Raw genomic sequence first — 14,737 nt, forward strand, 5'->3', positions numbered from 1 at the left:
CCGTCCTCACCGACACCGGACGCAAGGCCTACCGCCGCGCCCGCAGAGTCCACCTCACCAACCTCCGCGCCGAGTTCCTCGACCGCCTCACCGACGAACAGCTCACCGCACTCGCCGACATCTGGGCCACCGTCGGCCTCGACGACAACACCGCCACCTGCTGACCGGCCGCCCCGCCCGGCCCGAGAGAACAGACCCGGCCCCGTCCCGGCGCACGACGAGCCCGTCCCGTCGCGCGCCGGGACGGGGCCGCGTACGAAAGAGCACCCCATGCCCGACCACGGACACCCCCCGCGCTTCGGCGTCTTCCTCACCCCCGCCGCCGAGGACCACCGGGAGATCGTACGGCTGGCCCGTCTCGCCGACGGCCTCGGCCTGGACCTCATCGGCGTCCAGGACCACCCCTACCAGCCGGCGTTCCTCGACACCTGGACCCTGCTGACCCATCTCGCGGCCCGCACCGAACGGGCCGTCCTCTTCCCGCACGTCGCCAATCTGCCGCTGCGCCCGCCCGCCGTGCTGGCCCGGTCCGCCGCCACCCTGGACATCCTCAGCGGCGGCCGGACCGAACTCGGCATCGGGGCCGGCGCGTTCTGGGACGCGATCGCCGCGCTCGGCGGACCGCGCCGCACCCCCGGCGAGGCCGTCGAGGCGCTGGAGGAGGCCATCGGCGTGATCCGCGCCCTGTGGACCCCCGGACCCGCCGCCGAATTGCCCGGCCGCCACTACCGGCTCGACGGGGCCCGCCCCGGCCCCTTCCCCGTCCACCCCATCGGCATCTGGATCGGCTCGTACAAGAAGCGCATGCTGGAGCTGACCGGACGCCTCGGCGACGGCTGGCTCCCCTCCGCCGCCTACGCGCCCCCGGGCGAACTGGCCGCCATGAGCCGGACCGTCGACGACGCCGCCCGCGCGGCGGGCCGCGACCCCGGGGCGATCCGGCGGATCTACACCGTCGGCGGACGCTTCTCCCGGATCCCCTCGGACCGCTTCCTGGACGGACCGCCCGAACAGTGGGCCCGCGAGCTGACCGAACTCGCCCTCGGCCACGGCTTCAGCGGCTTCGTCCTCGCCCCCTCGGCCGCCGGAACGGAGCGTGAGCTGCGGACCTTCGCCGAAGAGGTCGCCCCGCTGGTGCGGGAGGCGATCGCGGCGGCCCGCGCCGGCGCGGTCGCCGGGGACGCGCCGGCCGCCGCCGTCCCCCCGGCCCCGGCCGAGCCCGGGAGCATCGATCTGTACTCGGCCGACCCGCTGGGCGAGGCGACCCGGCCGCGAGCCCCCGCGCAGCCGCCGGGGCCCGCGCTGGGCGACACCGGCGCCCGGCTCACCCGTATCCACGACGGTCTGCGGGACGAGATGCGGCAGATCACCGAGGCCGTCGCCCAGGTCGCCGCCGGACAGCGGGACGCGGCCTCCGCCCGCTCGATGATCAACAGCCTCACCCTGCGGCAGAACTACTGGACGCTCGGCGTCTTCTGCACCGCGTACAGCCGCACCCTCACCCAGCACCACACCATCGAGGACCGGTACATGTTCCCCGAGCTGCGCGCGCGACAGGCGTCGCTGGGGCCGGTGGTGGAGCGGCTGGAGCACGAGCACGAGATCATCGCCGAGGCGCTGGCCGGGCTCGACGCCGCGCTGGTCGCCCTCGTACAGGACGACGGCCGGATCGGCGAGGTCCAGGATCTGACGGCGGTGCTGGAGCGCATCCTCCTCTCCCACCTCGGTTACGAGGAGGAGGAGCTGGTGGAGCCGCTGGACCGGCTCGGCATCGACGTCTGAACCGGGAGGCGGGGGAGGGGCCCGGCTCGGCCGGGCCCCTCCCTGTCTACGCCTCTCTCCGGGCGCGGCGGCGGAGGCGTTCCACGAGCAGCAGTCCGCCGAGACCGGCCGCCGTCCAGCCGACGAGGACCGCGACTCCGCTCAGCACCCCGTCGCCGTGGAAGTAGGCCAGTCCGTTGACGGCCCGTACGCCCACGCCCACCGGGAGGCCCGCCGAGAACGGCTCCAGCCAGCCGGGCAGGAACTCGGCGGGGAGGCTGCCGCCGCTGGACGCGTTGCCGACCGTCATGAACAGCACGGCGGCGGCGCTGGAGCCCAGCACCCCCAGCGAGCGCACCAGCAGCATCGTGAACGCGCCCACGGCCATCGCCACCAGCGCCACCAGCCCCGCGACCCCGAGGAACGGCGCGGGCAGCGCGCCGAACGCGGAGACGACGGAGGCCACCGCGAGACCGCCCGCGCCGCCGAACGCGGCGAGCGAGACCATCCTGCGCCGCGCCGTCAGCCCGGGGCCGAGCTGGAAGGTCATGATCCCGAACAGATAACCGGCGAGGACCAGGCCGAAGGTCGTGTAGAAGACGACGAGCCCCCGGGTGTCCTGATCGGACGCCGGTACGAGGTCGACGGGCGTCGGCCGCTCCCCGTCGGCCCGGGCCGCCTCGCCGAAGGAACCCGTCACCAGGGCGCTGACCGACGGGCCGTGCGCCCCCGCGTGGAACAGCTCGGGCGCGCCGGGCCCGGGGACGTACGCGGCGAAGACCTCGCCGTGCTCGACGGCCGTCCGCGCGGTCTCCCGGTCCGGCAGGGCCTGGACGCGGAAGGTGTCCGGCGCGTTCTCCGGCAGGCGTTCCGCGACCGCCGCCGCCTCGGCGGAGGTCCCCACCACGGCGACCGGCAGATCGCGGGCCCCGGGGGCGTGGAACGCCGACAGATAGACGCTGATGAAGATCGCGCCGATCGCGACGGCCACCGCGACCGGGAACAGGACCGGCCGTATCCACACCGGCCGCCGGGGCGCGGGCGGATCGACGACCGGGGGCCGGGCCCGGGGGCCGTCGCGGAGTGCGGGGGAGATCGTGTCGGGCATGACGGAGGTTCCTTGCTGGAGAGGACCGAAGCGGCGTCGGCGCCGGGGGTGCGGACCGGGCGGCTCCGGGGGAGGCCGCCGCTCCGGCGGCCCGGGAGGGCGCGGGTCCCGGCGGCCGCCGGGACCTGTGGGGTCCGGCCCGCGAGGGTGCGGAACATCCTCCATTTATTTCGTTGCACAACGAACTATATGAAGTCCGGGGGTGCCGGTCAAGCGCCGTGGACCGGATCGGACGGCGGGGGCGGCGGGCACTCCGGCGGCCGGGGGAGACCGCCGGGAGCGGTGCGGCCGCCTGGGCGGTCGGGAGTCACGCCAGGCGGCCGGGCGGCCGGGCGGTCGCGTCGCCGCCGTCAGACGCGGGCCGGCAGATCGCCCCAGTGGCGGTCGAGAAGCCGCTCGTGCTCGGGGGAGAAGTGCTCGCGCCAGAGGCCCACCCGGAGGTGGTCCGGGTCCTGGCAGGCGCTCCCGGCGGCCCTGGGCCTCGGCACGGCGGTGGAGCCGGGGTGCCCGGTGGCCTCGAACAGCCGGGCCAGGGCCCGTTCACGGGCGTCCGCGCTGCCGCCGTGGGCGGGACCGGCGAGATCCTCGTGGCTGACGACCGTCACGGCCGGGTGGTGCAGCAGCCAGCGGCAGCCGCGGGCCTCCGCCAGTCCGGGGAAGCCGGGGTCGGTCAGCGCCAGGGTGATCCTGGCGTCCATGCTGGGAAGAGCGCTGACGATGTCGCGGTAGACGAGGTACTCCGGCTGGGAGCCGACCCGCCCGGAGGGGTGCGAGAGCAGCTGGATCTGGCTGATGATCCGGTCGCGGACGTCCCGGTGGTGGAAGACGATCGGCGGGTGCCCGGTGGCCTGCCAGGCGCGCAGCAGCCCGCCGTCGGCGCGCCGGAGGTCGAGACTGTTCACGTACCAGCAGCCGCGGCCCGGGAGCAGCCGGACCAGCTCGCCGTCCGGCACCCGGGCGAGGGCTTCCTCCAGGGCGGGGTCGACCGGCGAGGCGCGGGTGACCGGCTGGCCCAGACGGATCCACCAGACGCGCCACAGCGCGCCGACCGCGTCTTCGAAGGCGGTCTGGAGCGCCTGACGCCCGTGCCGCCCGTCCCGCAGCAGCGCGGCGGCCGTGTCCGGCCCGTGGGCGGCGGCCAGCAGGGGGTACACCTCGCCGGGGCCCGGGCCGGGGGAGTCGTCGTCGGGGCCGCTCATCGTCCCGTACGGGGTGTAGCCGAGCGCGCCGGTGACCTCGGCGAGCAGCGGGGCGCCGCTGCCGCGCAGCGAGACGACGATCACCTGGGGCGCGATCATGAGGACCCTTCCGGGAGCGGGGCGCCGGCGGACGCCGCCGGGCGGGGGACGAGGAGCAGATCCTCGTAGACGTGATGCCGGCGGACGGCGGTACGGCGGTGCAGCAGACCGGCCGCGCGGGCGTGCTCGCCGGCGTCGGCGAGGGCCCGGGCGAGGGTGTCCTGGACGATCTCGCGCTCCACCCGCACCCCGCCGAGCCGCTCCACCGCCGCGCCCAGGCCGGTCAGCAGCTCCACCGCCGCCCGGGGCCGCCCCGCGGTGATCTCCGCCAGGGCCCGCGCCACGGGGGCCAGCACCTCGCGGAAGTCGGCCCGTTCGTCGCGCTCGGCCCGCCGGGCCAGGGCGTACAGCTCGTCGGTCTCGGCCTCGACGGCCAGCGCGAGGGCGAGATTGAAGGTGTGGAAGACCTCCGCCGTCCCGCCGGGCGCGGCCAGCAGCTCCCTGATGTGGTCCGGGTCGCAGCGCCGCGCCGGGCGCTGTCCGGCGAGCAGCAGCCGCCAGTTCGTCGCCGACCGCATCCCCACATCGGCCCGGTCCAGCACCTCGTCCGCGCGCCGCCGGGCGTCCGCCATGTCTCCGCACGCCAGCGACTGGAGGGCGGCGTGCCAGTTCAGATGCCGGAACTGCACCGCCTCGGGATCGGCCGCCAGCCATCGGTCCAGAAAGGCGACGGAGTCGGGCCCGGCCCCCGTCTCGTGCTCGGCGTGGGCGCGGGCGTGCGCGGCCTGGCCCGCGCGCGGGTGCAGCGCGAGCGCCCGCCCGGCCAGTTCGTACGCCTCCTCCGCGCGCCCCTGCTCCGCCCGGGTCCAGGCGAGTCTGGACAGCCAGATCCAGTTCTCCGGACCGGCCAGGGCGGACTGCCGCTCGACCAGCGCGTCCCCCCGGGTGTGGCTGTCGGCGTCCGGGCAGGCGTGGAAGGCGTCCAGCATCAGGGCCGCCGCCTCGTCGCCGGGCCATCGGGCGAAGTGCGCCACCAGGTGATCGGCCGTCAGCCGGTACTGCCGGTGCGTGTGGAGGAAGATCCCGTACACCAGACTCATCGACCGGGCGTCCGCCGCACGGGCGTCCCGGTGAGCCGCGATCAGCTCGTTCCGCAGCGTCTCGTCGTCGAGCCCGTCGGCGGTCGCCAGTGTCAGCAGCGCCCGGGCCACCCCCAGCCGGGGACGCTCGGCCACCCAACGGCGCAGCAGCGGCAGGGCGCGCCCGCTCAGAGCCGCCAGTTCCGCCACCGCCGCGTCCGCCGCCACCGCCACTGGCGCGTCCGCCGTCGCCCCGGTCATCGCCGCCGCCCTCCTCGCCCGGTCTTCCTCATCCGTTGGAGCGCGGCTCAGACACTGGGCCTGATGACGGCGGTGCAGATGATGCCGCTGTTGCCGCACTGGTTGCGGGGCAGGGACAGCGGCAGCGCGGCGTGGTTGCCGCTCGCCGCGCCGCTGCCGGCGGCGGTCGCGCCCACCGCGTGCGTACTCCCCTGGTTGACGCAGGCGTTCCCGAACACCGCGTTCCCGATGCCGACGACACCGGCGTGCGCGGCCCCGGCCGGGACGAGCGCCGTGCCCAGCACCGCGCCGACCACCGCCGCGCGCGTGCCCGCCCGCCGGACGCCGGACTCCGACTCCGCCCGTACGCCCTCGGTCGCCGGACGCGTCTCCTCGACGTGCTTCAGCGTTCCGCTCATCGCGTTCCTCCTTCTGGCGGCGGCCCGGGCGCGGTTTCGACCGCGTCCCTCCCGCCCGATTCGCCCGGGATCGCGCCGGGAGGTACGCGAAACCCCTTGGGAGAGTGAGGAGTCGGCGGTAGGGGCGAGCGGTCACTTCCCTGCGAGGATCAGCAGCCGGCCCAGCGAGACCGTCCCGATGACGATCGGCACGGCGAACCACCACGGACGGAGCCCGCCCAGGCGGACCGGATACAGCGTGCCCCAGTCGGTGATCCAGGAGCCGATGTGCGCGGACATGGCCGGGACCCCGGCGGCCGTGATGCTCTCCTGGTCCCACCGGCCGCCGGGCGGGCGCACCAGGAAGGACTTCAGGAGCAGCCAGGCCGTCAGCAGATTCCCGGCGAGGAGCAGGCCCTTGAGGACGAATCGGGCCGCCCGCTCCTCGGGGTACGGGCGTTCCGGACGGTCCGCGCCGGGGGACGGCGGCCCGCCGCCGACGCTCCGTGCCGCCTTCGCCTCCGCCCCGGCCGGTCGGCTCCGCCCGCCGCGTCCCTCGCTGTCGTCGACCGTCGGCTCCCTCGACACCGTGTCCCCTTCCGTCCCGCTTCTCACAGAGGACGACGGCCGGGGGCTCCGGGCGGTTCTGCCGGCCGCCGGTCCGGGCGGCGCGCGGCCCGCCCGCCGTTCGGGCGGGGTGCGTGACTATGATCGTGCGAGGTGAGCCGGGAAGTCTGGTCGGCATGACTGTCCGCCCTTCCCTCGGAGTTCCGATGGCCGCCGCCCGCCTCACTGATCCCCCTGCCCGTGCCCCGGGCCGTTCCATGGGCCCGTGCGGCACGACGGCGTCCGGGCCGTCCGACTCTGTCCGCCCCCGGTCGTCGCGTCCGCCCCCGGCAGCGGCCCGGGCCGAACGGCCGGGGCGGGGAGCGATCGTAGGAACCGAGGCGGGCGCGGGCCGGACGAGGCGGCCCGCGCGAAGGGAAGTGAGGGAAGCCAGTGGCGGAGAACCGTCGGGAACGGCGTCGGGAGAGGCGGCGCGCGGCGCGCGGGGAGCAGCGGATACGGGTGGAACGGCTCGCGGCGACGACGGCCGCGCCCTCCGAACCTCTCGTCCGGGGGGCGACATGGCGCGCGCGGACGGCGGCGGTCGTGGCCGCGGTGCTGTTCGTGGTGACCGTGGAGCGGCCGGCCGGGGCGGGTCTGGCGCATCCACGGCCCGGCGACCTCTTCTTCGCGGTGTGGACCTCGCTGTTCGTCGCGTGGCTGCTCTGTCGTCTCGCGCTCTGGCGGGTGGTCGCGGACCGGGAGGGGATCCACCTCCGCGGACTCTGGTCGGTGAGGTCCCTGCCCTGGGCGGCGATCGGCCGGGTGGAACTCCGCGGGGACGGGCGGCTCGACCTCATCAGCCGTGAACCGGTGGCACCGGCAGGCTGTTTCGCGCCGCTGTGGCTGACCCGTGTCGTCCGCGCCCCGGGCATCGGCGGTCCGACGGCGGACATGCTGACCGCCATGGCGGGCCACGGCGGCCTCCGTCCCACGGCGGGGGCCGGGCGGCGCGAGCGGGGACGGGGATACATCCGCTGGGTGATCCCGCTGGCGGCGGTTCTCCATGTCGCCACGGTCCTGGCGGGCTGACAGGCTCGCGGCCGGGAGTCCCGCCGGTGCGCCGTCCGGGCGGTTCGGGCCGTACGGCTCTCCGGGGCGGCCGTCCGGGCCTTCGGGACGGTCGTCCGGGCCTTCGGGACGGTCTCGTCCGGGCGTCCGGAAAAGGAGAGGCGGGCGCGCGTGAGGGACCGTTTCCCGCGCGCCCGCCCCGTTCAGTGGGCCGCCGGTCTTCCGGCGGCGCTCCGCTCGAACCGCTCGCGCGGGCAGACGCAGAGATAGGCGTCCTTCTCCGGCTTCTCGATCTTCGAGACGACGGTGAAGCCGGCGTACTCGAAGATCCTGCGGGCGGCGTCGTTGCGGACGTCCGGCTCGACCACCACGCGGCGGGTCGCCGGGTCGGCGAACAGCTCCCTCATCGCGCTCGCGATCGCCGCGCGGGTGAAGCCGTGCACCGGGGCGTCGGTCGGCGCGACCAGGAAGTGCAGTCCGACGTCGCCCGGTTCGGGCGGATACAGCGCCCCCAGCTCCACATGCCTGGGGTCGTAGCTCTCCATCAGGAAGGAGGGCTTCCCGTCCGCCAGCCCGATGAAGGCGTCCTGGTGGTCGTGCGCCGCCTTCGCCATGTACTCGCGCTCGATGTCCTGGAGCCGGGCGTCCTGCATCATCCAGTACACGGCCTTGGGGTGGGTCACCCACCCGTGGACCAGTTCGGCGTCGGCCAGGGGATCGAGGGGGCGGACGGTGAAGCGGGGCGCGCCCGCGGGGGCCGGGCCGACGGCGCGGCGGACGCGGCTCGCGCCGCCGGTACGGCTCATGCGGCGAACCCCGGGAAGACGCGGGTCGCCGTTCTCGCGCGGCGGCGCACCCCGCCGGTGATCGAGGTGACGGCGCGCGTGCCCCGGCCGGTCTCCGGGATCACCGGGATCACCGGGGCCACCGGGCGCGTCCGGGCCGCCGGGACGGCGTGCGGCCGTCGTGCCGCCCGGGCCCGGTCGAGGGCCGGGACGCCGGGGCGCGGTCCGTCGTGCGCGGTCGTGACGGCGGCCGGCTCCGCTCCTTCGGCGGTGGAGGGGCGGTCGGGCATGCCGTCATCGGGCAGGTGCGTACGCATGCAATGCCCTTCTGGGTAGGGTGCCCCGGCGGCTCTCCGAGGGGAGAGCCGCCAGGGGGCTTGATCACTGGTTAGGTTAGCCTAACCTAACCGTCTCTGTCATCTCTTTTTTGATCACGGTCCGGTCCGGGCCGCCGCCGCGCGCCCGGCGCCGCCCCGAAGGCTCGTCACCCCGTCAGCACCGCGCCCGCGTCGAGAGCGACGATCCGGGGGAGCCGGTTGATCGTCGCCTCGCGGTGCGCGATGACGATCAGGGTGCGGTCCGCCCGCAGGGTGTCGATCGCGGTCTCCACCCGCAGCGCGGTCTCCGGGTCGATGTCGGCGGACGCCTCGTCCAGGACGAGTACGGCCGGATCGACCAGCGCGGCCCGGACCAGACCGATGAGCTGCAGCTCTCCCGCCGAGAGCCCGCCCGCGCCGCCCCCGAGGGGGGTGTGGAGACCCTCCGGCAGCCCCTCGACCCACTCGGTCAGGCCGAGTTCGCGCACGGCGGCCAGGATCCTGTCCTCGCCCGGTTCCCCGGGGACCAGACCGAGATTGTCCAGCAGGGTGCCGCGGATCAGATGGACCCGCTGCGGGATGAGGACGATACGGCGGCGCAGCTCGTCCGCCGGCAGATCGCGCAGATCCCGGCCGTCGTAGCGGACGCTGCCGGAGTCGGGGGTGTAGAGCCCGGTGAGCAGCTTCGCCAGGGTGGTCTTGCCCGCCCCGGTCGGGCCGACCAGCCCCACCCGCTCCGAGGGCTCGATCCGCAGCGTCAGCCCCGACAGCACCCGGGTGGAGGAGACGTACGCGTAGTGCACGCCCTCCACCTCCAGCACCCCGCGCTCGGCGGTCTCCGGCGCCGCGCGCCCCGCGGTCGGCGCGGGGCCGTCCTCCCCGGCGGCCGCGGCCTCCTCGGGGGAGTCCTCGCCGGGCGCCGTGCGGGCGAGCAGGTCCAGCAGCCGGGCGAGCCCCACCAGGGTCAGCTGGAGCTGGCCCATCAGATTGGACGCCTGGGCGGCCGAGTCGAAGAGCTGACGGGTCGCCAGCACGAAGACCACGACGGTGCCGACGCTGACCCGGCCCTCGGCGGCGAGCCAGCCGCCGGTCAGCAGCAGCGCGGCGGTGGTCAACCCCTGGACGAGCCGGGCGAGGCTGATGATGAACAGGGAGCGCTGACTGCGGCGGGCCGCCCGGTACCGCCGGTCCGTGTCCTGACGGAACCGGGCGCGCCAGAACTCCACGCCCCCGCCCGTCACCAGCATCTCGCGGGACTGGACCAGCTCCCGGTAGGAGGCGGCGACGGCGCCCGCGGCGGCGGCCTCGGCGGCGAACGCGGGGGTGGCGGCCTTCTTGAACCGCCGCAGCACCCAGCTGATCGCCGGGACGAAGGCCACCAGCGTGACCAGCGTCATCAGGGGCGAGTAGCTCACCAGCAGCACCGTGGTGAAGACGAGATATCCGGCGACGGTCAGCAGCTCGGGCAGCTGCGCGCGGACGAAGGTGGCCAGATCCGCGATCTCGGTGGTCGTCCGGCGGAGCAGATCGCCGGAGGGCTGCGCCTCCAGGAAGCGCAAGGGCGCGCGCGAGAGCCGCTCGACGGTGAGATCGCGCAGCCGCCGCACCACCCGTTCGCCGACCGAGGTCAGCAGGATCTCGGCCCGCCGGAACAGCGCCAGCCGCAGCAGCGCCAGCGCGGTCAGCACGCCCACCGCGACGAGCAGCCCCGTCCGGTCCCGGTCCAGCAGCCGGTCGACGCCCGCGCCGATGACGGCGGGCACCGCGACGGTGGTGAGGGTGGCGGCCGCGCTGGTGATCAGGGCGATCACGATGGCGCGCCGGTGGGCGCGCATATGGGGCCAGGCCCGGCGGAGCACCCCGCGCTGATCGGGAGCGGCGGAGAGCGGTTTCTGGTCAGCCACCGGAGGTCACCGGGTCCTTCGTTCGGGCCGGGGCGCCGGCGGATTCGAGTGTGATCACCTGGTCGGCCGCCGCCAGCACCGCCGGCCGGTGGGTGGCGCAGACCACGGCCGTCTCCCCGGCCCACTCCCGCAGCCGTTCGACGATGGTGCGCTCGGTGGCCGTGTCGATCGCGGAGGTGATGTCGTCCAGCAGCAGTACGGCGGGGCGGCGCAGCACGGCGCGGGCCAGCGCGAGACGCTGGAGCTGGCCGCCGGAGAGGGTGCTGCCGCGTTCGCCGACCTCGGTGGCGAGCCCGTCGGGCAGTGAGTCGACATGCTCGTCGAGGGCGGCGACACGGCAGGCTGCGCGCAGCTCCTCGTCGTCGAAGTCGCCGCCGAGCCGCAGATTGTCGGCGAGGGTGCCGCTGACGGTGACCGGCCGCTGGGGTACGAAGCCGATCAGGCGATGCGTCTGGTCCGGGTCCGCCTCGTGCAGCGGGACCCCGCCGAAGGCGACGGATCCGCCGTCCGGGGGGAGCAGTCCGGCGAGCATCCGGAGCAGGGTGGTCTTGCCGGAGGCGGTCGGGCCGGTGACGGCGATCAGGGCCCCGGGGCGGACCGTGAGAGTGACCGGGGCCAGGAGGACGCGCCCCCGGGCGGTGCGGGTGACCGCCTCGGCGGTCAGCTCTCCCCGTACGGGCAGGGACGCTCCGCCGGCGGGGCGTTCGGCGGGCCCGGGCAGCAGGATCTCCTGGAGGCGGCGGGCGGCGGTGGTGGCCTGGCTCAGCTGGCTGATCCGCAGGGTGAGCACGCCCACCCACATCACCAGCATGCTCATCCAGCCGGTGAAGGCGACGATGCCGCCGACCGACATGGTGTCCCGCAGCACGGCGAGTCCGCCGACGCCGAGCCCGGCCCCGATGGCGAGGGCGGGCACGAAGGGGGAGAGGGCGGCCCAGTCCGCCGAGATGCGGGCCGTGGTCAGGGTGTGGTCGGTGACGTCGGAGCTGCGGGTGTGATGCCGCTCCACCAGGGCGGGTTCGCCCCCGATGCCGCGTACGGCGGCGCTGGCGGAGAGCAGTTCCTCGACCGCGTCGGCCCGGCTGCCGTGGGCCGCCGAGAGACGGGTGTTGGCCTTGCCGAAACGCCGGGGGAACCAGTGGGTGTTGAGCCAGACCAGCGGGGGCACGCAGAGCAGGCAGACGACGGCGAGGAGCGGGTCGAGCCGGACGATCGCGAAGATCATCAGCAGGAATCCGGCGACCCCGCTGACGAAGGAGGCGAAGCCCATCAGCCAGGTGCGGACCAGATCGACGTCCCGCGTGCCGCGCATGCCGAGATCGCCCTCGCCGAACCGGTCGAGGCTCCGGCTGTCGAGACCCGCGACCCGGTCGGCGAGCCGTTGGTACAGCCGATTGCCCTCCAGGGTTCCCACGAGGGTGGAGAACCAGCCGAGCAGCATCTCGGCCAGCGCCGCGACGACGCCGGCGGCGAGCGCGATCAGCGCCCAGCTCCGCAGCGCGCCGGGGTCCTCGCCGACGATGCCCTCGTCGACGGCTCGCTCGATGCACCAGGGCAGGGCGATCAGCGCGATCTGGTAGCAGAACCCGCCGAGCACGGCGGGCAGCAGCAGCCCCGAGCCCCGGCGCAGGGTCGTGCCGAGCAGCCGCAGCCCGTCCCGGTTGGTGGGCTCGGCGCGGTCGGTCCCGGGCGCCGGGGCGTCGCCGGGTCCGGCGCCGGTGTCGTCCGCTCCCGGCGCGCCGGGCGGCGGCGTCATACCGTGCCTCCGGTGCGGAGGTCGCGACGAGCCGGGCCGGTCCGGGGCGGGTTGGTGGTGTCGGGTGCCGCGACGGGCATGGATCAGACCTCGCTGTCCTGGGTCTCGCCCCTGGTCCAGTAGGGGGTCAGATGGGTGTCGGAGCGTGCCACGCCGAGTCCTTCGACGAAGTGGCGGCGGATCGCGCGGACGACGTCGCGTTCGGCCGCGCCCCAGATCCGGCCCGGGCCGGGGGGCGGGGTGAGCCGGGAGGCCCGCTCCAGGAGCAGTTCCCCGGCCGGCCGCCGGCCTCGGTGGAGCCATTCGATCCGGGCGTCCGCCAGGGTGGTCAGCCGCTGTTCCTCGGCCCGGTCGGCGACCTCGATCAGCGCCGTCACCCCCACGCCCGGCGGAAGTTGTTCCAGGATCGCGCCGATGGCGGGCAGCGCGGTCTCGTCGCCGAGGAGTACGGCCCACTCGGCCTCGGGGGCCAGGGACCAGCCGGGGCTGGGGCCGAACCAGATGGCCTCGTCGCCGGGGGCGGCCCGCTCGGCCCAGCCGGAGGCGAGCTGGTCGGCCCCGTGCAGGACGAAGTCCATGTCGACCTCGCCCAGTTCGGGCCGGTGGTGGCGGATGGTGTACCGGCGCAGCCTCGGCCGGGCCACCGACAGGAACGCCCGGGCGGCCTCGGTGGTGAAGGGGCGGGGCAGCTCCACCCCCGGTTCGTAGAAGTAGAGCGCCACATGCTGGTCGCCGCCGTTGCTGTGCAGCCGAGCCAATTCGTCGTCGGCGAAGGTGATGCGCGCCATGTGCGGGGTGATCCGCTCCGTGTACCGCACCCGTGTCACTCGCAGCCCCCCGGCTCGGCGGCTCTCGCCGTGCCGGCTTCGGACCGTTGCCCCGCTCATTCTCGGTAACTCCTCACTGCAGACTTCCCGTTGGATGTCCTAGATCGTCTCCGGAAGAGGTAGCTTAGGCAAGCCTTACCTCTTCGCCGTGGGCGGTGTGTGGGGCAGTCAGACGTATGTCCTATCGAGGAGTAAGTGAAATGACCCGCTCGCGCACGATGTCCCATGCTCTGGGCCGGAGGAATGTCCTCGGAGGGCTGACCGCGAGCGCGGCCGCCCTGGGGTTGACCGCCTGTGGTGTGAGCGAGTCCTCGGACAAGGACAAGGCGAAGGGCACGGACGCCACGACCGGCGGCACCCGCACCGTGCAGACCGACAACGGCCCCGTCACGGTGCCGGAGCGCCCCGCGAGGGTCGTCGTCACCGACAACTACGCGGCCCTGATGCTGCTGGAGCTGGGCATCGTCCCGGTCGGCGTGCCCGACGGCACGGCGGTCCCGACGCTGATGTCCGCCGGCGACTACGACCAGCTCAAGGACGTCAAGACGATCGGCGCCCCCGGCACCCCCAACGCGCAGGCGATAGCGGCGCTCGACGCCGATCTCATCGTCGACCAGTTCTACAAGGACAAGTCCGCCGCGCTGAAGAAGGTCGCCCCGGTCGCCCACTTCGACTGGACCAGCGGCGCGCTCTGGCACGAGCAGATCGCCCGGGTCGCCGGGGCGGTCAACCGGGAGACCCGGGTCAAGGACCTCAAGACCCGGTACGAGACCCGCCTCAAGGAGGTGCGGACGGCCCACGCCAAGAAGATCGCCACCACCGTCTGGGCCCCGCTCAGCGGCGGCCCGAGCGGCAAGTTCTTCCTCGGCACCCCGGTGGTGACCGTGATGCGCGACCTCGGCCTCAAGATCGGGGCCGACATCCCGGTCGCCAAGGGCGAGAAGTTCATCCCCAAGAGCTATGAGGAGATGGACGTCCTCGGCGACTGCACCGCGCTGATCTACCCGGTGCAGTTCGACGGGAAGGCCACCCCCACCACCCAGGCGCTGCTCGACCACAAGCTGTGGAAGGCGGTGCCCGCCGTCAAGGCCGGACGGGCCTTCCCCTCGCAGCACTTCCTGATGGCGAACTACTCCTTCGCCATCGGCGCGGTGGACGAGATCGAGAAGATGCTCCAGAAGGTCTGACGGCAGCGGGCCCGACGACGGAGAGTCCGGCGAGCACGCGCGCGAGGTGCGCCGGGGACCGAGGTCCCCGGCGCACCTCGCCGCGCGTTCCGCGCACCCGCCGCGCGCTCCGGTGCCGACCGGGCGCCGCTCGCCCGCGAGAGGCCGCGGGCGCGGGCCCCGGCCCCCGGACCCGAGCCGGCCCGCCTCCGGGGACGCCGCCGGACGTGTCCGCGACGACGCCGTCCCGGCCGGACGCGCCCGCGCCCCTTCGCCCGGCGACGCCGCCGCCGGCGCGAACACCCGTGCGTCCGCCTCGCGGAGCGACCGCGCCGCCTGACGCGCACCGGCCCCCGCCGGACGCGCACCGGCCCCCGGCGGACGCGCACCGGCCCCCGGCGGACGCGCACCGGCCCCCGGCGGACGCGCACCGGCCCCCGGCGGGCGGCAGCGCCGAGGCCCCGGCCCCCGGACGTCGCCCCGTCCGCCGGGCGCGCCGGGGCGCGGCACGGCCGGCGGACGGGGCGACGACGGCACGGCC

General features: G+C 75.1%; 13 protein-coding genes. 3 read left to right on the forward strand and 10 right to left on the reverse strand.

All coding sequences use genetic code 11. From position 1 onward, the window contains the following. Window positions 1–270: 270 nt before the first annotated feature. A complete protein-coding gene (locus ACF089_RS28510) occupies window positions 271–1,782 on the forward strand; it encodes an LLM class flavin-dependent oxidoreductase (protein WP_392032455.1) in 1,512 nt (503 codons plus the stop codon). Between the two features lie 46 nt (window positions 1,783–1,828). On the opposite strand, the gene ACF089_RS28515 is transcribed toward ACF089_RS28510, so the two are convergent. The 5 genes from ACF089_RS28515 to ACF089_RS28535 form a co-directional block, all read right to left on the reverse strand. Further along, window positions 1,829–2,869: an ABC transporter permease gene (locus tag ACF089_RS28515; RefSeq protein ID WP_392032458.1), complete on the reverse strand. Its 1,041-nt coding sequence runs from the start codon at window positions 2,867–2,869 to the stop codon at window positions 1,829–1,831. A gap of 350 nt (window positions 2,870–3,219) precedes the next feature. Then, window positions 3,220–4,167, reverse strand: coding sequence for a hypothetical protein (locus ACF089_RS28520; protein ID WP_392032461.1), 948 nt, complete (start codon window positions 4,165–4,167; stop codon window positions 3,220–3,222). Further along, on the reverse strand, window positions 4,164–5,447 hold the full coding sequence (locus ACF089_RS28525) for a hypothetical protein (RefSeq protein WP_392032464.1): 1,284 nt from the start codon (window positions 5,445–5,447) through the stop codon (window positions 4,164–4,166). The genes ACF089_RS28520 and ACF089_RS28525 overlap by 4 nt, the downstream gene beginning before the upstream one ends. A gap of 47 nt (window positions 5,448–5,494) precedes the next feature. Further along, entirely contained in the window at window positions 5,495–5,845 is a 351-nt protein-coding gene (locus ACF089_RS28530) for a chaplin family protein (protein WP_392032467.1), read from the reverse strand. Between the two features lie 132 nt (window positions 5,846–5,977). Next, on the reverse strand, window positions 5,978–6,412 hold the full coding sequence (locus ACF089_RS28535; RefSeq protein ID WP_392032469.1) for a hypothetical protein: 435 nt from the start codon (window positions 6,410–6,412) through the stop codon (window positions 5,978–5,980). A gap of 411 nt (window positions 6,413–6,823) precedes the next feature. Here ACF089_RS28535 and ACF089_RS28540 point away from each other — a divergent pair, with 411 nt between their 5' ends. Further along, window positions 6,824–7,462 carry a PH domain-containing protein gene (locus tag ACF089_RS28540; protein WP_392032472.1) on the forward strand — a complete coding sequence of 213 codons (639 nt, stop codon included), beginning with the start codon at window positions 6,824–6,826 and terminating at the stop codon, window positions 7,460–7,462. A gap of 182 nt (window positions 7,463–7,644) precedes the next feature. Here ACF089_RS28540 and ACF089_RS28545 read toward each other — a convergent pair whose 3' ends face one another. From ACF089_RS28545 to ACF089_RS28565, 5 genes are all read right to left on the reverse strand, one after another. Continuing rightward, entirely contained in the window at window positions 7,645–8,247 is a 603-nt protein-coding gene (locus tag ACF089_RS28545; RefSeq protein ID WP_392032475.1) for a GNAT family N-acetyltransferase, read from the reverse strand. After that, on the reverse strand, window positions 8,244–8,543 hold the full coding sequence (locus tag ACF089_RS28550; RefSeq protein ID WP_392032477.1) for a hypothetical protein: 300 nt from the start codon (window positions 8,541–8,543) through the stop codon (window positions 8,244–8,246). The genes ACF089_RS28545 and ACF089_RS28550 overlap by 4 nt, the downstream gene beginning before the upstream one ends. Before the next feature lie 167 nt (window positions 8,544–8,710). After that, entirely contained in the window at window positions 8,711–10,447 is a 1,737-nt protein-coding gene (locus ACF089_RS28555; RefSeq protein WP_392032480.1) for an ABC transporter ATP-binding protein, read from the reverse strand. Further along, complete coding sequence (locus ACF089_RS28560; RefSeq protein ID WP_392032483.1) at window positions 10,440–12,203, reverse strand: ABC transporter ATP-binding protein; 1,764 nt, start codon at window positions 12,201–12,203, stop codon at window positions 10,440–10,442. Before ACF089_RS28560 ends, ACF089_RS28555 begins: the two co-directional genes overlap by 8 nt. Before the next feature lie 83 nt (window positions 12,204–12,286). Further along, the gene (locus tag ACF089_RS28565) at window positions 12,287–13,090 is read right to left on the reverse strand and encodes a siderophore-interacting protein (protein WP_392032486.1); all 804 of its coding nucleotides are present in this window, start codon (window positions 13,088–13,090) and stop codon (window positions 12,287–12,289) included. Between the two features lie 140 nt (window positions 13,091–13,230). Between ACF089_RS28565 and ACF089_RS28570 the strand changes: the two genes are divergently transcribed. Continuing rightward, window positions 13,231–14,217, forward strand: a complete 987-nt coding sequence (locus ACF089_RS28570) for an ABC transporter substrate-binding protein (protein ID WP_392032489.1) — start codon at window positions 13,231–13,233, stop codon at window positions 14,215–14,217. Window positions 14,218–14,737: the final 520 nt, after the last annotated feature.

Source organism: Streptomyces sp. NPDC014894 (assembly GCF_043080985.1).
In the GTDB taxonomy this organism is placed as follows: domain Bacteria; phylum Actinomycetota; class Actinomycetes; order Streptomycetales; family Streptomycetaceae; genus Streptomyces.